The following is a 21,037-nucleotide window of genomic DNA, read 5'->3' on the forward strand; positions in this document are numbered from 1 at the left end:
ATTATAGAGCAGCTTAGTGTGGCGTATTACGCTTACGCTACACCTTCCTGCAGACGCTCGGCACTTTCGGCGATGCGCAGTTGCTCGACGAAGTCGTCGATGTTGCCTTCCATCACGCTGGCCAGGTTATAGACCGTATAGCCAATGCGGTGGTCGGTAACGCGACCCTGGGGGTAGTTATAGGTGCGAATTTTGTCGGACCGGTCGCCGCCGCCAATCATGCTCTTGCGCTGGGCTCCTTCGGCTTCGTTCTTTTTGGCCAGCTCGATTTCGTAGAGGCGGGAGCGCAGTACCTGCAGGGCCTTGTCGAAGTTCTTGAGCTGGGACTTCTGGTCCTGGCACTGGGCCACGAGGCCGGTGGGCAAGTGGGTCAGGCGCACAGCCGAATAGGTCGTGTTTACGGACTGACCACCTGGGCCCGACGACATAAACAGGTCCTTGCGCACGTCGTTCATGTCGATTTGCACATCGAGTTCCTCAGCCTCGGGCATCACCACGATGGAAGCTACCGAGGTGTGAATCCGGCCCTGAGTTTCGGTGGCCGGCACCCGCTGCACGCGGTGCACACCCGACTCAAACTTGAGCTTGCCGTACACGTCCTCGCCTTTCACGGCCAGGATAATTTCCTTGTACCCGCCGCTGGTGCCCTCAGTAGCGTCCACGAGTTCCATTTTCCAGCCCTGGCGCTCGGCAAAGCGCATGTACATGCGCTGCAGGTCGCCTGCGAAGATGGCAGCCTCGTCGCCCCCGGCCCCGGCCCGGATTTCCATGATAATGTCCTTCGAGTCGTTGGGGTCCTTGGGAATCAGCAACTCCTTGATGACGGTTTCGAGGCGCTCCTGCTCGGGCAGCAGAGTTTCGAGCTCGTCTTTGGCCATCTGGCGGAAGTCCTCGTCTTTCTCGGTGGCAATAACTTCACGGGCGCCCTCGATGTTGGAAAGCACCTGCTGGTAATTCTTATACTCGGTCACGATTTTGCCGAGGTCCTTATACTCTTTATTCAAGGTCTTGTAGCGCTTCATGTCGCTCATGGCCTCGGGCTGCATCAGCTGCTCGTTTACGTCTTCGTAGCGCTGGCGAATGGCCTCCAGTTTATCTAGCATCTTGCCTTCAGGAAATTGTATTTGCTTTTGCAAAGGTAAGGAAACAAACACGATGAACCCGGCCCCGCGTTCCAGGTAGCTAATACAATATAGTGTTGGTGCCAAGCGCTGACTTTCGCACGTCCTGTCGAGCCTCAGCGAGACATCTCATGGGCAGTGGTAATCAGTCAGCACCGCAACGTCAGCACGCAAGATTCTTCGTTGGGTTCGGAATGACGTTCTTTAGTTATCAAGTAAAAATCTGAGGCTGAAGTTGGACGGGCCAGATAATTCACTACTTTGGGCTCAATATTCAACGCGCCCGATGCTTCAGCACTTCGCTACAGCCGCTTTTTCTTGCGCCCTGCCCGTGATTCCCACGGGTACAGGTACGGTCACAACAACCCGGTAACCGGGCTGCACCTACCTCTTTCACTCTAGTTTCTTTTTGAGTCGCAGCCCGAGCCGAGGAAATCCCCGAAGGATTCCTCCCTGGCCCGGGCTTTTTCGTGTGTGTTCTTTTCAAGCTAAGCAGTATGCAGGTTCTAAAATTCGGGGTACGTCGGTGGCCAATGCAGCCAACATTGCCAGAGTACTTGACATTGTAACGGCTGCGGCCCAGCAGGAAACAACCGTGGTAGTCGTCTCGGCCCTGGGCGGTATTACTGATGCCCTGATTGAAGCCGGCCGCCTGGCCGCTGCCGGTAATGAAGAGTACAAGGAGCGCCTGCACCACATTGAAAGCCGCCACATGGACGCCGCCCGGGAGCTGGTGCCGGTAACCAACCAGAGCAGCGTACTGAGTTTGGTCAAGAAGCACTGCAACGAGCTGGAAGGCATCTGCAACGGCGTATTTCTGCTCGGCGAGCTGAGCGTGCGCACCCTGGATAGGGTTATGAGCTTCGGCGAGCTGCTGTCCTCGCAGCTGGTGGCCGCCAGCTTGAAAGCCCGGCAGGTAGCCCACCAGTGGCACGACAGTCGGCAACTTATCCGCACCAACTCCCAGCACGGCTTTGCCGCCGTCGACTTTGCCGCTACCAACCAGCTCATCAACGACTTTGTAGCCAGCCAGCCCGAAGCCTTATACCTCGTGCCGGGCTTTGTGGCTGCCGACGCCCAGGGTGCTACGACCACGCTGGGCCGGGGCGGCTCCGACTATACCGCCGCCATTTTTGCCGGAGCCCTCGGGGCCAGCCGCCTGGAAATCTGGACCGACGTGAGCGGCATGATGACGGCCGACCCGCGCCTGGTGCCCCACGCCCGGCCCATTGCGCGCATTTCCTACCAGGAGGCCATGGAACTGTCGCACTTTGGGGCCAAGGTGCTGTACCCGCCCACCATTCAGCCGGTGATGAGCCAAGGCATTCCGCTCTGGATCAAAAACACCTTTGCCCCCACCGACCACGGCACTTTGGTTGAGGTAAGCCCGCCGGCTACCAACCACATTGTGCGGGGTTTGTCGAGCATTGGGCAGCTGGCTTTGCTCAGTCTCGAAGGCAGCGGAATGGTGGGCATTCCGGGCTTTTCGAAGCGGCTGTTTGAGGCTCTGGCCCGGGAGAAGATCAACGTGATTCTCATCACCCAAAGCTCCTCGGAGCATTCCATCAGCGTGGCCATCAACGCCCGCGACGCCGCAGCGGCCCAACGCTCCGTGGACGAGGAGTTTGCCTACGAAATAGCCGTGGGCAAAGTAGACCCGCTGCACCTGGAAACCGACCTGGCCATCGTGGCTTTGGTGGGGGAGAACATGAAAAACCATACCGGCATCAGCGGGCGTCTGTTTGGGGCCTTGGGCAACAATGGCGTGAACATTCGGGCCATTGCCCAGGGCTCGTCGGAAAAGAATATTTCGACGGTTATCCGGGCCCAGGACGTGAAAAAGGCCATCAACGTGCTGCACGAATCCTTTTTTGAGGCGACCAGCAAGCAGGTGAATCTCTTCGTGGTGGGCGTGGGCAACGTGGGCCGCAAGCTCCTGGAGCAGCTCGACCGGCAGCAGGCCTACCTCCAGGAAAAGCTCAAGCTGAACGTGCGCGTGGTAGGCGTGGCCAACAGCCGCACGTTTGCCCTGCACGAGCACGGCCTAGCTCCCGGCCAGTGGCAACAGGCTCTGGAACAGGGCGAGCCGCTGCATTTGCCCACCTTGGTTGAAGCTATTCACGCCCGCAACCTGCGCAACGCCGTGTTTGTGGATGTGACGGCCAGCGCCGACGTGGCCCAGGTGTACGGCGCGCTGCTTGAGAAAAGCGTAGCCGTGGTGGCCTGCAATAAGATTGCCTGCGCCTCGGAATACGTCAACTACGCCCGGCTCAAGGCCCTGGCCCAGGAGTTCAACACCGATTTTCTGTTCGAAACCAACGTGGGCGCTGGGCTGCCCGTCATTGGCACGCTGAACGATTTGCTGCGTAGCGGCGACGTGGTCAACCGGATTGAGGCAGTGCTATCGGGTACTTTGAATTTCGTATTCAACCACTACGACGGCAAGCGGCCCTTTGCCGAGGTGGTGCGCCAAGCCCAGCAGGAAGGCTACACCGAACCCGACCCCCGCCTGGACCTGAGCGGCACCGACGTGGCCCGCAAAATCCTGATTCTGGCCCGCGAAACCGGCGAGAAGCTGGAAATGGAGCAGATTCAGAACGTGTCGTTCTTGCCCGCCTCGTGCATGGAAGGCAGCGTGGAGGACTTCTACGAGCAACTGGCCGTACACGAGGAGCATTTTCACGGCCTCTACGAAGCGGCAGCGGCCCAGGGCAAGAAGCTCAAATTTGTGGCCCGCTACGCCGACGGCAAGGCCAGCGTGGGGTTGCAGTCCATAGCGCCTGGCCACGACTTTTACGCCCTGCACGGCAAAGACAACGCGGTGCTGTTCTACACCGACCGGTATCCGGAACAACCCTTGGTGATTAAGGGGGCCGGTGCTGGCGCCGAGGTAACGGCCTCGGGCGTCTTTGCCGACATCATCCGCACGGCCCGGGGGTAGCAGCACGCCATGTCGACCAGCAGGACACATGACGCTCTAAGTTGGCTTATGCCCTAAACGATTCACCAGCATCTACTTCTCTTTCTCTTATGTCTGCTTCCATCACCGTGCTGGCTCCGGCCACCGTGGCCAACGTCGTCTGCGGCTTCGACGTGCTGGGCTTTGCCCTGGCTACGCCTACCGACACCATGCACTTGCGCCTGACCAACACGCCGGGCGTAACCATCATCAACGAGGATGACTACGACCTGCCCACCGAGCCCACGCGCAACGTGGCCGGGGCCGCCCTGTTGGCCTTGCTGCGCGAAGCTCCGGCCGGCACTGGCATTGAGGTCCGGATTCAGAAGAACATCAAGCCCGGCAGTGGCATCGGCAGCAGCGCCGCCAGTGCCGCCGGCGCCGTAGTGGGAGCCAACGAGCTGCTGGGTAACCCGTTCAGCAAAGAAGACTTAGTGCGCTTTGCCATGTTCGGGGAAGAAGTAGCCTCCGGCGTGCAGCACGCCGACAACATTGCCCCGGCCATCTACGGCGGCGTCACGCTGATTCGGGCCACCGAGCCCCGGCCCGACATCGTGACGTTGCCCGCTCCCGAGCTGCACGTGACGGTGGTGCATCCGCAGATCGAGGTCAAGACTTCTGATGCCCGCCAGATTCTCAAAAAGGAAGTTTTGCTCAAGGACGCCATCCGGCAGTGGGGCAACGTGGGCGGGCTGGTGGCAGGTCTGCTCAAAAGCGACTACGACCTGATTGGCCGCTCCCTGGAAGACGTCATCATTGAGCCCGTGCGCAGCATTCTGATTCCGGGATTTGCGGCCGTGAAAGAGCAGAGCCGACTGGCTGGAGCCTTGGGCGGCGGCATTTCCGGGTCGGGGCCGTCCATCTTTATGCTCAGCCGCACCGAGGAAACGGCCCGGGCTGTAGCCCAGTCCATGCAGCAGATTTACACCGATTTAGGCATTGATTTTCACACCTACGTCACCCGCATCAGCCCCGGTGGGGTGCAGGTAGTGCCCACCGAGCAGCTTCAGCCCAATGCAGTATTATAGCCTCAAGCACCAGGCCCCGAGCGTCGACTTCCGGGCCGCCACCATTGCCGGCCAAGCGCCCGATGGCGGCTTGTACTTCCCAGAAACCATTCCGCGCTTCTCGCCCGAGCTACTTGCTGACCTCAAGACCCTGCCCAAAGCCGAGCTGGCCTTGCAGGTGATGCAGCCCTACGTAGGCGACACGATACCCGCCGCCGAGCTGGCCCGCATCTGCGCCGAAACCGTGGACTTCCCGTTTCCGGTGGTGTCCGTCACGGAGCAGATTGCGGCTCTGGAGCTGTTTCACGGCCCGACCTTGGCGTTCAAGGACGTGGGGGCGCGATTTATGAGCCGCTGTCTGGGCTACTTTTCGCGCCAGCAAACCAGCAGAATAACCGTGCTGGTAGCTACGTCCGGCGACACGGGCGGGGCCGTCGCCAACGGATTTCTGGGCGTAGATGGCGTGGACGTAGTCATTCTCTACCCTTCGGGCAAGGTGAGTCCGGTGCAGGAGCGGCAGCTGACGGCCCTGGGTCAGAACATTACGGCCTTGGAAGTGCAGGGCGACTTCGACGACTGTCAGCAACTGGTCAAGCAGGCTTTTACCGATTCGGCCGTGAATAGCCACCTGACCCTGACCTCAGCCAATTCCATCAATGTAGCCCGCTGGCTGCCCCAGCAGCTGTATTATATCTACGCCTGGCAGCAGTGGCAGCACCCCGAGCCGCCGGTGGTGGCCGTGCCCAGCGGCAACTTCGGTAACCTTTGCGCCGGACTGCTGGCCTACGTGTCGGGTTTGCCGGTGCAGCACTTTGTGGCGGCCTGCAACGCCAACGACGCCGTGGCCAGCTACCTGCGCACCGGCGACTTTGCTGCCAAAGCCGCCGTGGCTACTCTTTCCAACGCCATGGACGTGGGCAACCCCAGCAACTTTACCCGCATTTTAGAGCTGTTTGCCCAAAGCCACACCACCATCAGCCAGCTCATTCACGGCTGCACCGTGAGCGACGCCACGACCAGCACCACCATCGAGCAGGTGTACCAGCAAACCGGCTACCTGCTCGACCCGCACGGCGCCGTCGCCTTTCACGCTCTCCAGGAGTACCTGCAAAGCCGGCCGGGGCAACATGGGCTGTTTCTGGAAACAGCCCACCCAGTAAAGTTTCCGGAGGTTGTCGAGCCGCTGATTGGGCAGGCCATTGCCCTACCCGAGTCCTTGCACGAGCTGATGCGTCAACCCAAGCAGAGCATACGGCTAGAGGCGCGCTACGAGGCGTTGCGGGAGTATTTGCTGGCCCGCTAGCGGCCAACTTCTGATTCTTTGCGTTGTTTGTACTACCAAAGCCGGTCGTTGCCGGTGGGTCTGTGTCCTTTGCTTTTTGCTGCTATGCGCCCTGCTTTCCCCGCGTTTTCCTCCGGAATTTTGGCTTTGAGCCTGCTGTTGACGGGCTGCCGGCCCGACCAGATTGAGCACATCGAAAACGGGAAGCAAATTGCCACGACCCTGGAAAACATGGCCGTGAAGCGCATTCTACCCGCCGACTTCCTACGGGCTACCCGCTGGGCCGGCGACTCGCTCACCGGCCAGGCCGACCGGGAACTGCGCCGCCTGCTGGCCGATAAGCTGCAAGCCGGCGGAGTGGCTTCAGCCTTGCCCTACTGCCGCCCCGAAGCCTACGCCTCCACCGACTCCCTGTCCCTGGTGCTGCTAGCCACGCCGGGCCGACTCTCGTCCCGCCCGCGCAATCCACAGAATCAGGCCCCCATATCTGCTGCTGAGCTGCGCCCCGACACGGCCCGACTTATCAAGCGGCTTACGGCGGACGTGTTTGAATACCAGCGCCCGATTTTGTTGAGCGACGCGCAGTGCCTGCGCTGCCACGGCGAGGTGGGCAAGGACGTTGCGGCGGCTGACTATGCTCTTATCAAGCAAAAATATCCGCAGGACCAGGCCACCGGCTACCAGCTCGGCGACGCTATGGGCGTGTGGCGGGTGAGCTTTGCCCGCAACGGCATTGCGGAGTTCTACACCATGAAAACCCGCAAGGTGATGAAGCCCCGCAAGCCACTGTTTTAGCGGCCAGTGCACTGATAGACTTTATTTTACCTGCTTAATCAGCGGATTTTATCGGCCCCTACCCGAAGTTGACCTCAACCTTCGGCCGGCTCTGGCAGTTGAGGGAGCTATGAGCCAGACTTCAGCTACTCCCATCATTATTATCGGGGCCGGAATGGCGGGCCTTACCTGCGCCAACTACCTGCACCGCGCGGGCCGGCCCGTGCTGGTTCTCGACGCGGCTGATGCCGTGGGCGGCCGGGTCCGCACCGACGTTACACCCGAAGGCTTCCGCCTCGACCGGGGCTTTCAAGTGCTCCAAACCCGCTATCCGGAAGTGCAGCGCCTGCTGGATTATGGCGCGTTACAGTTACGGGCATTTCGCTCGGGCGCCGCCATTCGCCTGGCCGACGGGCGGCAGACTACCCTGGTAAATCCGCTGGACCAGCCCCTGGCTGCATTTTCGGCCCTGGCTTCACCCATCGGTACTCTGGCCGATAAGCTGCGTATTCTGGCGTTAGCTAAGCGCGTCAAGACCAGCACCAACCAGGAACTGCTCGATTTTCCCTCCGCTGATACCCTTACTTACCTGCGGCAGAACGGCTGGAGCGAGCAAATCATTGACTCCTTCTTCCGGCCGTTTTTCGGTGGCGTGTATCTGGACCGCAGCCTGAGCACAGGCAGCAACTTTTTCGAGTTTGTCTTCAAGCAATTCGTGGAAGGCGATGCAGCCATTCCGGCTCTGGGCATACAGCAGATTCCCGAGCAGCTGGCCGCCCGCCTGCCCGTCGGGAGCCTCCGACTCAACACGGCCGTAAGCAGTGTGCAGGGCAACACGGTTCAGCTGGCTTCGGGCGAAACCTTGGCGGCGGCAGCGGTTGTCGTAGCTACCGATGGCGAGGCGGCAGCCCGGCTGCTGCCCACTTCCCGGCTGTCTTTTCCCACGGCTTGGCGTCGCACTACCTGCACGTATTTTGCTACCGATGAGTCGCCGGTGAAGGCCGATAAACTGCTGCGCCTCAACGCCGCGCCCAATACGCTGGCTCACAACGTGGCCTTCCCTAGTCACGTTGCCCCCGATTATGCCCCGGCCGGCCGCACCCTGATTTCGGTAAGTACTCACGGCCCGCAGGTTTTGTCGGAAGAAGAGCTTACCACATATTTGCGCGAAGACCTGAGTATTTGGTTTGGCCCCGAAGCCCGGCGCTGGCAGCACCTGCGCACCTACTACATTCCCCAGGCCCTGCCCGTGTACCCGGGTGGGCAGCCCCCACACCAGCCGCTGCAACTGGCTCAAAATCTCTACCGCTGCGGCGACTACACCGCGTATCCGTCCCTAAACGCCGCCATGGCCACGGGCCGGGAAGTGGCCGAAGCCCTGCTGGCATCTTAGGTCTAATCAACTAACAACCGGCCCCGGCACTGCTTTTCTGAAGCAAGGCCGGGGCCGGTTTGCGTGAATCAAGGTGGTTAGCGCAACTCGACTACTGCCGGGCAGTGGTCGGAATGAACGACGTCGGGCAGCAGGCCAGCATCGGCAATACGGGGCTGCAGGCTTTGGTCGACCAGCAGATGGTCGAGGCGCCAGCCCACGTTGCGGGCCCGGGCGCCGGCCCGGAACGTCCACCACGAATAGTGCCCGGTGGCCGGGCCATGGTGGTGGCGGAAGGAATCCACAAAGCCGTCGGCCAGGAAATCGGCAAACCAGGCGCGCTCCTCCGGCGTGAAGCCTGGGCTTTTCTGGTTGGCTTTGGGGTTGTGCAGGTCAATATCGGTCTGGCAGCAGTTGTAGTCGCCCCCAATAATCAGCGGCGGCACCGTGCCCTTGATTTGTTCGATGTAGCGCCGGAAAAAGTGCAGCCACTCCACTTTAAACGCCTGCCGCTCCTCACTGCTCGTGCCCGAGGGCATGTACACATTGAGCACCGAGCAATCGGCAAAATCCAAGCGCAGCACCCGGCCTTCCTGGTCGTAGCACTCGGTGCCGCAGCCGTAGGCCACGTGCAGCGGGGGCACTTTGGTAAACGTAGCCACGCCGCTGTAGCCCGGTTTCTGGGCCGGATGGATATAGGCTTGGTAGCCCAAGGCTTCGAAGCCGGAAACATCCAGCGGCGCAGTACCGGCCTTGATTTCCTGCAGGCACAGCACGTCCGGATTGGCTTCCTTCACCCAGTCGAGCAAGCCTTTGCTCAAGGCCGAGCGGTAGCCGTTGACGTTGTAGGTAATGATTTTCACGGGGTAAAAAGTAACAAACTTACCGGCAGGTCTTTGCCCACCAACATTTCCTGGGCCTGAACTCTGGCGCTAACCGGCAACACCAAGCCAGTCGCCCAGGCGTAGTTTTTCAAACCGGGTGTGGCTACTACTCTTCCTTCATGAAGGCGTCGAAATACTCAAGCATGTGCCACTTGAGCATGCGTTCCTGCTCTTTGAGGTTGGCAAACGGCACGGGCCGCACCAAGCGGTAGTGAGGCCAGCCGTCCTCATCCACATGGTCCAGCTCGTAGTGGCCCGACAAGCTGAAGAGTCGGCAGGTAGCAATGTGCATCAGGTCCTGCTTCTGCTCCTTCGTGAACGGCCCGGCCCCCTGGCCTAGCTCCTGCACCCCAATCAGTAGCAGCAGGGCGTTCAAATCAGGCTTTTTGCCAAACCGGGCGCGCATTTCGTTCATGAGCTGCCACCAGCGGGCCTCAAACTGCGCTTCGGTTTCGTCGGTGTGCAGCGGCATGATTACGCGTCGTGATGATGCTCAGGCGCCAGCGGAGTGGTTTCCTCCTTCAGAATTTCCCAGTACTCCACGGCCCGGCGGAAGTGCGGAATCACAATGCTGCCCCCAATCAGGTTGGCAATGGCAAACACCTCATAGATTTCCTCGTCGCTCAGCCCTTCTTCGTGGCACTTACCCAGGTGGTACTTGATGCAGTCGTCGCAGCGCAGCACCATGGAGCAGGCCAGGCCCAGCATTTCCTTGGTTTTCACATCCAGCGCGCCGGCCTGGTAGGTATTGGTGTCGAGGTTGAAAAACCGCTTGATGACTTTGTTATCGGCCGCCATGATTTTCTCATTCATGCGCTGACGGTACTCATTAAACTCGGTGACTTGGCTCATGGTAGCTTAGTAAGGTCTGGGCTATAAACACGAAAGTAGGCACAAAAGTCACCGGCCCCCACCCTTCGTTTGGCCGCTCCCAGCTAGTGGGCTCATCTACCGTTTTTTACGGCGTCTGTGTAGGATAAATCCGTACCTTTTGCCGACTTATTCTCTATCGTTTCTAGTCCTTATTGTTCCGGTTATGCTTGTGCTTCCCGTCTTCCTGGCCGATCTGGCTTCCCTAGTCTTTCCTGAAACCTGCCTGGCCTGCTCCGAGTCGCTCATGCGCGGCGAAGAACATATCTGCACCCAGTGCCGTGCCCAGCTGCCCTACACCGATTACCACAAGCTCCCCGCCAATCAGAACCCGTTGGCCCGCCGTTTCTGGGGTAAAGTTCCGCTGACGCATACTCTGAGCTACCTGCGGTTCCTGCGCCGGGGCCGGGTTCAACACCTACTGCATCAGCTCAAGTACCAGGGTCAGCGCGAAGTGGGCCAAACGCTGGGTCGCTGGTATGGTGCCGAGCTCACCAGCTGGGGCCTGCACAACGAGTTTGACCTTATCGTACCCGTTCCGCTGCACCCACGCAAGTTGGCCAAGCGGGGCTTCAACCAGTCCGACACCTTCGCCGAGGGACTGGCGACAGGCCTTGCCGTACCGTGGCACGCCACCACGCTGCGCCGCACCGAGCACACCGATTCCCAGACCCGGAAAAACCGTGCTCAACGCTGGCAAAACGTAGCCACGGTCTTTGAAGTAGCCGAGCCGCATACCGTCGTTGGCAAACACGTGCTGGTCGTGGATGACGTGCTGACAACTGGTGCCACCCTCGAAGCCTGCGCCGTAGCGTTGCTGGCCGCCGGTTGCCGGGCCGTCAGCATTGCCACCATTGCCTGCGCCGAGCATTGATTTATAAACTGACGCCAAAGACACTTCGACTGGTTACAAAGCCAAGAGTAATACATCCCTGCTATCAAACAAAAAAGGCCACCCGAGTGGGTGGCCTTTCTGCATTCAGGATAATTCTTTTGAAATCCAACTGGATTTCTGATTCAGATTACTTGTTTGAACCGGCGTTGATCATGGCGCAACGGAAGCCGATAGCAGCCGTAGCCGAGTCTTCAGCCATGAAGCGACGCGTGCCGGGCGACAGCCAGTAGGCTACGTCTTTCCACGAACCGCCTTTGTATACACGCACGTGGTCGTCGATCAGCGACTGGTAGTTCTTCTTGTCGTACTTCTCGGAGGGGTCCAGGAAGCCGTTACGACGGAAGGGGTTCAGATCTTCCACGTCTTCGAACGACAGCGGACGGTAGATATCCTGTACCCACTCGTTTACGTTGCCCGACATGTTGTACAGGCCGTAGTCGTTTGGCGGGTAGGCATATACGTACTCCGTAATCATGGCGCCGTCGTTCAGGCTACCAGCAATACCGGCGTAGTCACCGCGGCCACGCTTGAAGTTAGCCAGGAAGGTACCCATGTTCTTGCCGTAGGGGTTCCGCACCTGACGACCATCCCAAGGATAGATCCGCTTGTTTTCCTGATTTTCGTTACCTACTTCCTGGGTGCCGATCAGAGCCTGAGCAGCGTATTCCCATTCAGCCTCGGTGGGCAGACGGTAGTTCGGCAGCGTGTTACCGTTTTCGATGGAGATTTTCACGCCTCCGCCGGTATCGGTTCCTTCAGCAGCATCGCCGCCTTTGTTTTTCTTCTTACCGAACAGGCCGCCACCTCCACCGCTGCTACCGCCTTCGTCGGCATCCATAGCCAGACGCTCGTTTACTTTCGAGGTCCGCCAGGTGCAGTAGTCGTTAGCCTGCAGCCAGCTCACGCCTACCACGGGGAAGTAACGGAAGCCGGGATAACGCAGGTAGTAGTCAACGTACGGGTCGTTGAAGGACAGCTCCCGGGCCCACACGGTCGTGTCGGGCAGGGCGCGCTGGTAGATTTCCTCCGACGAGTCTTTGCGCACAAAGTGCAGATATTCCAGCCAGTGGATGTTCGCTACTTCGGCTTCGTCCATGTAGAACGAGGCGATGGTAACGGTCCGCTCGATGTTGTCGTGCGACATGGTCACGTCCTCCTCCTGGGTACCCAGAACGGTGCGGCCACCTTCGATAAACACCAAACCAGGGCCTTCAGGGATACCTCGGTAATCGGCCACTTTCATGCCTTCCTCGGTATTGTACTCCATGCCCGTGGTCGAGCTGTACTTACCGGGCTTGGTAGCTGTGGGCGGCCCACCCTTACAGGAAGCCAGCGCGCAGGCTCCTACGACCGCAAAACGCAGGTACTTGGAAAAATTCATGATCAAGTTGAAACTACCTGAGAGAAAATGATTTAGGAAAGGCAATTTGGATGCAATAATACGAAATTTTAGAACGCTGGGCAAGGAATTGACGGGTAATTACGCCGTTTCAACCGGCGCCAGGCTGCTTCCAGCGAATCGAACTGACGCAGGCTCAGCGATACCTCGTGCGCTCCGCCCAAGTCCGCACTAAGTGCACTCAGACTTGCATCGTAGCTATAACCGAGCCGAAATGCTCCCACGCTGAGCCCGGCAATAGCCGTCAGGATCTGCTGGGGGCGCTCGGAGCCCGGCAATGGGATACCTCGGTAGATGAGCCCTACCGTGATAGGAGTCAGTACGGCATAGAGGCCGGCTTCCGCCCGCTGGCTTCCACCTTGCCGGGTGTAGTTAAGAGTCGGTGCCAAGCTAATTTCGCGGTATTGTTGCTTCACGGTGCTGCGCACGAAGTAATGTTTGTACCCCCCGTTTAAGTTCAATCGGAGAGGCAGTTTCGTTTGGCTGCGAAACCCAAGGTCGGGCTGATTGAGATGGTGCCCAGCCAAACCAAACCAGAACCGCTCCCCATACAGCAGAACTCCGGTGCCCAGCGTCAGATAACTGACCGGGTTGTAGTCTAGTACTTCGGCCGTACTGCCCTGCACGGTGCCGTTATTGTCAATCTGGTCACCAAAAACCAGGTTGTTGTAGCTGATGCGCTGGTTGCCATAGCTGGCCTGGGCCCCGGCGCTGAAACTAAGCTGGGGTGTAAGCCGCGCGTGATACGCATACGTACCGCCCGCCTCAATACGGGTATAGCCTATACTGCCGGTACGGTCTACATTTAGCAGCAACCCCACGGCGCTGGCTTGGTCCTGAAAGCGGTAGTCGGCGGCCAGCTGACTGGTCTGGAACGTGCCGGCCAGCGTGGGAAACTGGTTCCGGTAGCTAAGCGTGAGGCTGTAATCGTCGAGCAGGCCGGTAAAGGCCGGATTGGTATGCAGGCGGGTGGCGTAAGGCTGAGCAAAGTACAAGTCCTGGGCCTGGGCTGGACGGGCCCAGGCCAGCGTGTAGCCCGCCACTAGCACCGAAGCGGCCAGCGGCTGCCACCGCACCCGGTGCAAGCCAGTTATTCGAGCCGAAGAAACACGATACGTCCGCATAAGCAACTTCCTTAACGCGTTAGGTATCTGTTTTCGTACGTGCCCGCGGCTGGGTGCTGGAACTAAACAGTCAAAATTATCCATCTTCTAAGCGGGTTGCCTACGGAACTCAGCCAGGCCGGGGCCAGCGGGTCTATTTACTTAAAACTACGGACACCTGGTCCGGACGGCGGTAAGTTCTGCACTACTTTTGTCAATAGCTGAGTATACTGCGGCTTCGCTCCGACTCCTTTTTCGTTTTTCCCTTACTCATATGCGCAAGTTCTTTTTAGGCTTACTAATCTTCCTGGTCGTGCTGGTGGCGGCCGTGGCGCTGACGCCCATCTTATTTAAAGATAAAATCAAGCAGGCACTCGACCAGCAGCTGGCCCAGCGCGTGAATGCCAAGGTAGAATACGACCCGGGCAACGTCAGCCTGAGCTTGTTCCGCACCTTTCCCGACTTGGCCCTGAGCATCGACCAACTGCGCGTGATTGGTAAGGACTCCTTTGCCCGCGACACCTTGGCCTACCTGCCTTCCTTCCGAGTGGGCATGGATTTGATGAGCGTGGTACGTGGGGAGCAGATCAAGATTAAGTCAATTGAGCTCGACCAGCCCGATATCAGCGCCAAAGTACTGAAAAGCGGCCGGGCTAACTGGGACATCATGATTTCGGACTCGGCCGCTGCGGCTCAGGGTCAGGACACGAGCCAGGTGAATCTGGCCATCAAGGGCTGGACGGTGAACGATGGCCACCTGCGCTACGAGGACCGCACCATCCCGTTCAGCATGGAGATGCGCGGGCTGAACCACTCGGGCTCGGGCGACTTTGCCCAGAACATCTTCGACATGGTAAGCCAGACCACGGCCGAGCAGCTTTCCATGACCTACGCCGGCACCGAGTACATTTCTAAGAAGAAGCTGACCGCCGACGTGACCCTGGCCATGGACCTGGGCAAAATGCTGTTCACTTTCAAGAACAACAAGGTGCAGCTCAACGACTTCCCGGCGTCATTCCAGGGCAGCATCGGTTTGCCCAACGCCACTGACATTACCTACGACCTGACCTTCAAGGCTCTGGAAACCGACTTTAAGAACATTCTGAGCTTGGTACCGGGCGTATATACCGAGCAATTTAAGGATGTAGAGGCCGAGGGCAAAGTGGCGTTTGACGGCTACTTCAAGGGCGTGCAGAATGAGGTGAAGATGCCCGGCTACGGCGTAAATCTGCAGATCAAGAACGGCATGTTCCACTACCCGCAGTTGCCCCAGGCAGCCCGCAATATCAATGTGGACATGAACGTGGACAACCCTTCGGGCTTCACCAACAACGTGAAAGTCAACGTGAAGCAGTTCCACCTGGATTTAGGCAAAAACCCGGTGGACGGCAACGTCATCGTGGATGGCCTGGAGCCGATGAAGATTGACGGCCGCGTGAAAGCCAACGTGGACCTGGCCGAAATGATGAAGGTATACCCGGTGCAGGACCTGGCCTTGCGCGGGCAGCTTTTCGTGGATGCTACCGGCAAGGGCACGTATTCGAAGACGCAGATGCCGGTGGTCAATGCCAAGATGAACCTGACCAACGGCTACGTGAAGAGCAAGCAGTTTCCGGCTCCGATTGAGAACCTGACCCTGAATGGTACTGTGGTAAACGCTACCGGCCAGGTGAATGACACCCGCATCGACATTCCCCGGTTCCGGATGCTGCTGGATGGGGAGCCGCTCGAAGGCCGGGTAGCCGCCCAGAACATCGACAAGCCCATCTTCGACGCCGACATTAAGGGCGTGGTGGATTTGACCAAGCTGACCAAGATTTTCCCGCTGGAAGGCATGACCGTGACGGGCCGCCTGAACGGTAACGTGACCGCCAAGGGCAAAATGGCCGATATCGAAGCTGGCCGTTACCAAAGCGTGGTGGCCTCGGGCACGGTGAATGCCCAGAACGTGACCTACAAGAGCCCCGACCTGCCCCAGGGCGTGAAGGTGACCAAAGCCACGGCAACTTTCAACAACGACCAAATCGTGCTGCGCGACATGACGGGCTTCGTGGGTTCGTCAGACATTGCCGCTTCGGGCACGATTTCCAACTACATGGGCTATCTATTTACGCCCGGCCAGAGCCTGCGCGGCACCCTGAACGTGGACTCGCGCCGCTTCAACGTGAACGAGTGGATGGTCGACAACGTGAGCGGCAAGCCCAGCACCGGCGCCGCCACGGCAGCTAAAGCTCCCGCTACGCCCACCAAGGCCGACGGCGTACTGGAAATCCCGAAGTTTTTTGACCTGACCCTGAATGCCAATGTAGGCCAGGTGATTTACGACAACCTGAAGCTCGATAACCTGAAGGGCGCAGTGGCTGTGCGCGACCAGGCCGTGAACCTCAACGGACTGACGTTTAACACCCTCGGCGGCAACTTTGCCACCACCGGCAGCTATAACAGCAAGGATTTGGCCCACCCCAAGTTCGACCTGGGCCTCAACATCAAGAATCTCAACTTCCAGAATGCCTTCAACGCCTTCAACTCGGTGAAGAAGCTCGTGCCGCTGGCTTCGCAGGTAGAGGGCATTTTCTCCACCAACTTCAGCGTAAGCGGGGAAATGGGCCAGGACATGATGCCGGTCTACAGCACGCTCACCGGCAAAGGCTTGTTCGAGGTCATTCGGGCGGCTGTGGGCGCTTCGCCGGTACTAAGCAAAATCAGCTCCCTGACCCAGCTGCAGGAACTCAAGAGCTTTGCCGTGAACAACAAGGACGTGGCCGCGGAGCTCATCAACGGCAACTTTATCGTGAAGCCCTTCGACTTTACGGTGGGTCAGGTGAAAAGCACGCTGGGCGGCTCGTCCAACATCGGCGGGGCATTGGAGTACGTTATGGCCCTCGACGTACCCACCGGCAAAGTCGGCAATGCGCTGAATGCTAAGCTCACCCAGCTGACCGGTGTGCAGGACATCAAAGGCACGGAGCGCGTTACACTGGGCCTGAAGATTGGCGGCACAGTAACCTCGCCTCAGGTAGCCCTGACGACGGGCAGCGTGAAAAATCAAGCCAAGGACGTGGCCAAGAGCTTGGTGCAAAGCGTAGTGCAAAGCAAGGTAGACGACGCCAAGCTCAAGCTGGCCGCCCGCACTCAGGTAGCCCAGGACAGCGCCCGCAAGGAGCTGGACCGCAAACGCCTGGAACTGGAAGAAAAGGCCCGGCAGGAAATCGAGAAAAAGCGCCTGGAGGCCCAGGCCAAACTCAAGGCGCAGGCCACCCAGACGCTGGGTAACCTTTTTGGCAAGCCCAAAAAGCCAGCCGCCAAGGACCCCGACCCAGCTCCCGCAGATACGACCAAAGGCGGCCAATAAGCTCACTTTCTGTTCGGTCGCTCAAAGCCCCAGCCTACTCCGGCTGGGGCTTTTGTTTGACGGATGCGCAAGGTTTTAAAGGTGTAGCGTCGGTTAGCATACTTTCAATAGGAAGTGGAATTGTTAGCACTTTTTTGATCTATATAGAATATTAGCAAGGTAGTTTGCACAAAATTGGACCGGTAATTGTCAGAAACGAAGATGGCAAGCCTGCGGGCAAGCCGAACCATTTTCCACTCTCTTCACTCTTACCACCGTTCCCATGAAGTTTCAACCGCTTCTCTCAATGGCCGTGTTAGCCAGCTTGGCTTTCACCGGCTGCTCTAAAGACCAGGATGCCCAAAATCAGGCTAAGCTGGAAGTGCGCCTGACCGATGCGCCCGGCGACTTCAACCGGGTCAATCTGGATGTGCAGCAGATTGAAGTGCATTTGAAAGACGAAGCCGACCCCAGCGGCTGGGAGAAGCTGGCTTTTACGCCCCAGGCCATCAATATCCTCGACTACGTCAACGGCCGCTCGGCCCTACTGATCAGCACCGACTTTGCCCCCGGCGACCTGAAGGAAATCCGCCTGATTCTGGGTCCGAACAACACGGTGACGAACCGCGAAGGGGAGACGTATACCCTCAAAACGCCCAGCGGCCAGACTTCTGGGGTCAAGCTCCGGCTCGATAAGGTGACGCTCCGGCCCAGTGAAACCTATCAGCTACTACTCGACTTCGACGTGGCTAAATCCATTGTGGAGCGCGGCAACTGGAAGCCCGGCAACGACAAGAAGGAACGCTATCTGCTCAAGCCTGTGGTACGCCTGGTAGCCCAGGAAATTGCCGGCGGAATTTATGGGCAGGTGACGCCCGCCGCCGCTCTGCCCCAGGTGCTGGCCATTCGCTCCTCGCTCACGCCCGCCGATACGTTCAGCACCTACGCCGACGCTACCGGCGCCTACCGCCTGCAGAGCCTACCTTCGGGCACGTACCGCCTGGAGTATTTTCCCACCACTACGGCTCCCGCCAATCAGCCTGCTTACCGCCCAGCTACCCGCACCGGCATTGTAGTAGTCAACAATCAGCAGACCAACGTGCCCACGGTGAGCCTGACGAATTAGTCGAGTTACCCGTTTTCTTGCATACGAAAAAGGCCTGGCTTTTTAAGTCAGGCCTTTTTCATAGCCCTTAGCCTTGGCCTCTTATCAGGGCCCGTTGGCTGGGCAGGCTCACAGATGTGGCCGTTTGGCTTACTGCGCTCAGAGATTTTCTCAATATGAGAATAGCTTCACAGCCCACCTAAGCACCCGGTATTTAATTCACAAACAGGATAATACAGCAGTATTTACGCACTTATATGCTTGGATATCAACGCTGATTTTCTAAGTTTGAACCAGAAAACCCTACTCTCACCTATTGACCACCGTCTCTATGAAATCCTCCCTACTCTTCTCCGGGCTACTTGCGGCCGGAACTCTGCTTACGGGCTGCGAAGATGCCCTTCAGGATGTAGCCGCGCCGACTCAAACGGCTGCCCAGGACGCCAAAAAACAGCCCACGGCAACGTACCAGGCCATCTACATCGACCTGCAGCGGGTGGAAGTAAGCCAGGATGCGGACGAGAACACCAGCAGCTGGTTTACGCTGCAGGATGTTGGTTCGGGGGTACGCAACCTGCTCAATGCCGGCACCAAGACTTCCCCGCTGTTTGTGACGTCGGGCTTCCAAGTGGGCACGGTAAAGCAGCTCCGCCTGGTACTAGGCACCAACAACACGATCCGCTTCAGCGACGGCCGGGTAGTGAGCCTGGAAACGCCTAGTGGTCAGAACTCGGGCTTGAAAGTAAAAGTAAACGCCCCCGTACTCAAGGGTGGCCAATACTCGGTAATGGTTTCCATTGACCCCAACTGGCAAGTAGTATCCCGCGGCAATGGTACGTATGGCCTGAAGCCGGTGCTGGATGGCAGCATTGTCCAGAACTGGGGTGGCAACACGGAGGCCCGCGCCAGCCTGGTGGTTACGGCCCAGGATAAAGCCAAATAAGTAAGCCCGTATCCGGCAAGAAAAAGCCCCTCCCCATTCGCTGGGGAGGGGCTTTTTCTTGCCGATAACAGATTAGGCGAGCTGCTGCACTAAGGCAAGTAGCTCACGCTGGGTGCTCTGGGTTTTGTCTTTGGCGTACCAGGCGTGAAGCTGGGTACTGAACTCCTCGAAAGGCAGGTTTTGACTTTTCAGATCCAGAAACATGTGTTGAGCGGCTTCCGGACGGGGCCCCCAGTTGGCCACTTCCGTTAGCGTGTCGGCATCGAGAACCACGAGCTTGGGAATAGAGCGGCCCCCGTTGGTGAGGTACTGGTCCATTAGGTCAAGGTTTTCGTCACGCAGCAGGTAATGGGTGCTGATATTGCCGCCCGACGCCTGCGCCACAGCTTCCAGGGCAGGCACAATCTGGGCTGCGTCGCCGCACCAGCCTTCGGTGATAACCAACCAGACGTAGCGCCGGGACAGGGCTGCCACGGCTGCCCGTAGCTCGGGCAGCAGCTGGATAGTTTTGTCGATGCGGCCCATGCGCTGCACGTTCAGCCGGGTGTAGTTGGTCAGCAGCTCGGATTGCTGCGGACCGGTCGTTTTGCCTTCGGCCTGCAACTCGTCAATCAGCTGGCGGTAAGTAGTGTAGGAATAACTGGCGGCCAGGCGCTCAGGAGTCAGGACGGGAGTTGCCATATCGAAAGAAGAGGAAGGGAATGGCGTATAACCAACAAAAAGCCCTTCGGTTTGAAAACCAAAGGGCTGGGTACCGGCTGCCGAGGGAGTAGCTTACAGGCTTACCTGCTCCTGCCCCGTGGCCGAGAGCTCCCGGCAGTAGGTAATAAAGTCGGTGTTGATGGGTTCCAGGCCATTCTCGCGCAGCCGCGTAGCCACCTGGGCCCGGTGGTAGTTGGCGTGCACCGGCACGTGGGTAAAGATGTCCGACACCTGGCTGGTGTAAGAGTCGCCCACGGAGTTGGTATACGAAATCAGGCGGCTCAGCTCCGCTTCGTCGGCCGTACGGATGAGCTCATGCAGGTGCCGGGAGGTTTGGGCATGCAGTTGGTGCAAACCGGTCAGATCATGTTCCTGCCACACTTTTACCGGGCTTTTGGTACCCGAAAGGCGGGCAATCCAGATGGCTTGGGCGTTGAGCACGTGGCTGAACAGGCGGAGGCAAACCGCCGGAATTTCCTGGCCCGCGGCTACTAATCCGTCGAGGTGGCGCAGCAGGGTTTCGTTAGCCCACACGTTGTAGGCCCCCAGCTTTTCGTTGGTGTTGATCATGATGATAAAGGAATGAATGCAAAGGCGAAAAAAGCAGTGCGGTACCCCTGGCCGGCACGTTAGCGGGGGTCTCGCCAAACCAGCGCTTCACTGGTTTTGTTTTTGTCAAAGTCGGCGCACTGACCATCACCGCGCCCGGTCAGGCCGCCGTCCGGATGGCAGAGCATCTTACCCCTCTGGTCGTAGAGGTTGGAAAACTGGTCGCAGCAGCCCATGGTTTCGTAGTACACCACCTTGCCCTTGTAGTTATAGCGCGTAATCTGGACGGCCGGGTTTTGCTTGGGCTCCGCCAGGTGGTACTGGATTCGGTCGGCCAGCCATTTGGGCCGGGCCGTGGTATCGAAGGCTGCCGTGGCCGAGGCCCGCAGGTCGGTGGTGTTGGCGCTGGTTGGGTTGGGCGTATCGTTGCCATTGACGCTGCCCGTCACGGGCGGATCCGTGGGGGTAGTGACGGCCACACCACGGCCACAGGCCAAAGCAGAGCATAAAACAGTCACGGAAGTGACAACAAACACAGAGAGACGCATACAATCGGGCGGTTAGCAATAATCCGCTCCTGCCACAAAGCAGTAAGGCGGCAAAGATGCAGATAAACTTGCGTTACGCAGTTACCGCACCATTGTTCAAGACCGTTCCGGCCCTGCGCTGCTGATAATCTCGTCTTCTGTAGCCACTGCACCATGCCTGGTCCGGACTGCGCTTCCGACAGCTACTGAAAAA

Annotated in this window: 18 protein-coding genes; 9 read left to right on the forward strand and 9 right to left on the reverse strand. The window is 58.8% G+C overall.

From position 1 onward, the window contains the following. Positions 1 to 32: 32 nt before the first annotated feature. On the reverse strand, positions 33 to 1,103 hold the full coding sequence (gene prfA, locus MUN80_RS04575; protein WP_244720214.1) for a peptide chain release factor 1: 1,071 nt from the start codon (positions 1,101 to 1,103) through the stop codon (positions 33 to 35). A gap of 490 nt (positions 1,104 to 1,593) precedes the next feature. Here prfA and thrA point away from each other — a divergent pair, with 490 nt between their 5' ends. From thrA to MUN80_RS04600, 5 genes are all read left to right on the forward strand, one after another. Continuing rightward, complete coding sequence (thrA, locus tag MUN80_RS04580) at positions 1,594 to 4,062, forward strand: bifunctional aspartate kinase/homoserine dehydrogenase I (RefSeq protein WP_244720216.1); 2,469 nt, start codon at positions 1,594 to 1,596, stop codon at positions 4,060 to 4,062. 89 nt (positions 4,063 to 4,151) lie between these two features. Then, positions 4,152 to 5,108 (forward strand): homoserine kinase, encoded by a 957-nt coding sequence (locus MUN80_RS04585; protein ID WP_244720218.1) that lies wholly within the window; start codon positions 4,152 to 4,154, stop codon positions 5,106 to 5,108. Continuing rightward, positions 5,095 to 6,390: a threonine synthase gene (gene thrC, locus MUN80_RS04590; protein ID WP_244720220.1), complete on the forward strand. Its 1,296-nt coding sequence runs from the start codon at positions 5,095 to 5,097 to the stop codon at positions 6,388 to 6,390. The genes MUN80_RS04585 and thrC overlap by 14 nt, the downstream gene beginning before the upstream one ends. Positions 6,391 to 6,474: 84 nt before the next feature. Then, positions 6,475 to 7,164 (forward strand): c-type heme family protein, encoded by a 690-nt coding sequence (locus tag MUN80_RS04595; RefSeq protein WP_244720223.1) that lies wholly within the window; start codon positions 6,475 to 6,477, stop codon positions 7,162 to 7,164. Between the two features lie 109 nt (positions 7,165 to 7,273). Continuing rightward, the gene (locus MUN80_RS04600; RefSeq protein ID WP_244720225.1) at positions 7,274 to 8,536 is read left to right on the forward strand and encodes an NAD(P)/FAD-dependent oxidoreductase; all 1,263 of its coding nucleotides are present in this window, start codon (positions 7,274 to 7,276) and stop codon (positions 8,534 to 8,536) included. Positions 8,537 to 8,613: 77 nt separating this feature from the next. On the opposite strand, the gene MUN80_RS04605 is transcribed toward MUN80_RS04600, so the two are convergent. The 3 genes from MUN80_RS04605 to MUN80_RS04615 form a co-directional block, all read right to left on the reverse strand. Next, positions 8,614 to 9,378 carry an exodeoxyribonuclease III gene (locus MUN80_RS04605; RefSeq protein WP_244720228.1) on the reverse strand — a complete coding sequence of 255 codons (765 nt, stop codon included), beginning with the start codon at positions 9,376 to 9,378 and terminating at the stop codon, positions 8,614 to 8,616. Positions 9,379 to 9,505: 127 nt separating this feature from the next. After that, positions 9,506 to 9,871, reverse strand: a complete 366-nt coding sequence (locus MUN80_RS04610) for a hypothetical protein (protein ID WP_244720231.1) — start codon at positions 9,869 to 9,871, stop codon at positions 9,506 to 9,508. Between the two features lie 2 nt (positions 9,872 to 9,873). After that, positions 9,874 to 10,251: a carboxymuconolactone decarboxylase family protein gene (locus tag MUN80_RS04615; protein WP_244720234.1), complete on the reverse strand. Its 378-nt coding sequence runs from the start codon at positions 10,249 to 10,251 to the stop codon at positions 9,874 to 9,876. 184 nt (positions 10,252 to 10,435) lie between these two features. Between MUN80_RS04615 and MUN80_RS04620 the strand changes: the two genes are divergently transcribed. Continuing rightward, positions 10,436 to 11,143 (forward strand): ComF family protein, encoded by a 708-nt coding sequence (locus MUN80_RS04620; RefSeq protein WP_244720236.1) that lies wholly within the window; start codon positions 10,436 to 10,438, stop codon positions 11,141 to 11,143. 148 nt (positions 11,144 to 11,291) lie between these two features. Here MUN80_RS04620 and gldJ read toward each other — a convergent pair whose 3' ends face one another. Then, a complete protein-coding gene (gldJ, locus tag MUN80_RS04625; RefSeq protein WP_244720239.1) occupies positions 11,292 to 12,545 on the reverse strand; it encodes a gliding motility lipoprotein GldJ in 1,254 nt (417 codons plus the stop codon). 68 nt (positions 12,546 to 12,613) lie between these two features. Next, positions 12,614 to 13,687, reverse strand: a complete 1,074-nt coding sequence (locus MUN80_RS04630) for a PorP/SprF family type IX secretion system membrane protein (RefSeq protein ID WP_244720241.1) — start codon at positions 13,685 to 13,687, stop codon at positions 12,614 to 12,616. A gap of 253 nt (positions 13,688 to 13,940) precedes the next feature. Between MUN80_RS04630 and MUN80_RS04635 the strand changes: the two genes are divergently transcribed. The 3 genes from MUN80_RS04635 to MUN80_RS04645 all read left to right on the forward strand — a co-directional run bounded on the left by MUN80_RS04635 (position 13,941) and on the right by MUN80_RS04645 (position 19,045). Beyond that, positions 13,941 to 17,018, forward strand: a complete 3,078-nt coding sequence (locus MUN80_RS04635) for an AsmA family protein (protein WP_244720243.1) — start codon at positions 13,941 to 13,943, stop codon at positions 17,016 to 17,018. Between the two features lie 262 nt (positions 17,019 to 17,280). Further along, a complete protein-coding gene (locus MUN80_RS04640) occupies positions 17,281 to 18,123 on the forward strand; it encodes a DUF4382 domain-containing protein (protein WP_244720245.1) in 843 nt (280 codons plus the stop codon). A 310-nt stretch (positions 18,124 to 18,433) separates the two neighbouring features. Then, positions 18,434 to 19,045 carry a DUF4382 domain-containing protein gene (locus MUN80_RS04645; protein WP_244720247.1) on the forward strand — a complete coding sequence of 204 codons (612 nt, stop codon included), beginning with the start codon at positions 18,434 to 18,436 and terminating at the stop codon, positions 19,043 to 19,045. Positions 19,046 to 19,117: 72 nt separating this feature from the next. Here MUN80_RS04645 and MUN80_RS04650 read toward each other — a convergent pair whose 3' ends face one another. The 3 genes from MUN80_RS04650 to MUN80_RS04660 all read right to left on the reverse strand — a co-directional run bounded on the left by MUN80_RS04650 (position 19,118) and on the right by MUN80_RS04660 (position 20,775). Then, on the reverse strand, positions 19,118 to 19,726 hold the full coding sequence (locus tag MUN80_RS04650) for a thioredoxin family protein (RefSeq protein WP_244720249.1): 609 nt from the start codon (positions 19,724 to 19,726) through the stop codon (positions 19,118 to 19,120). 93 nt (positions 19,727 to 19,819) lie between these two features. After that, positions 19,820 to 20,317: a DinB family protein gene (locus MUN80_RS04655; protein ID WP_244720251.1), complete on the reverse strand. Its 498-nt coding sequence runs from the start codon at positions 20,315 to 20,317 to the stop codon at positions 19,820 to 19,822. Positions 20,318 to 20,376: 59 nt separating this feature from the next. Then, positions 20,377 to 20,775, reverse strand: a complete 399-nt coding sequence (locus MUN80_RS04660) for a DUF6970 domain-containing protein (protein ID WP_244720253.1) — start codon at positions 20,773 to 20,775, stop codon at positions 20,377 to 20,379. Positions 20,776 to 21,037 lie beyond the last annotated feature (262 nt).

It is taken from the genome of Hymenobacter cellulosivorans (assembly GCF_022919135.1).
Lineage (GTDB): Bacteria > Bacteroidota > Bacteroidia > Cytophagales > Hymenobacteraceae > Hymenobacter > Hymenobacter cellulosivorans.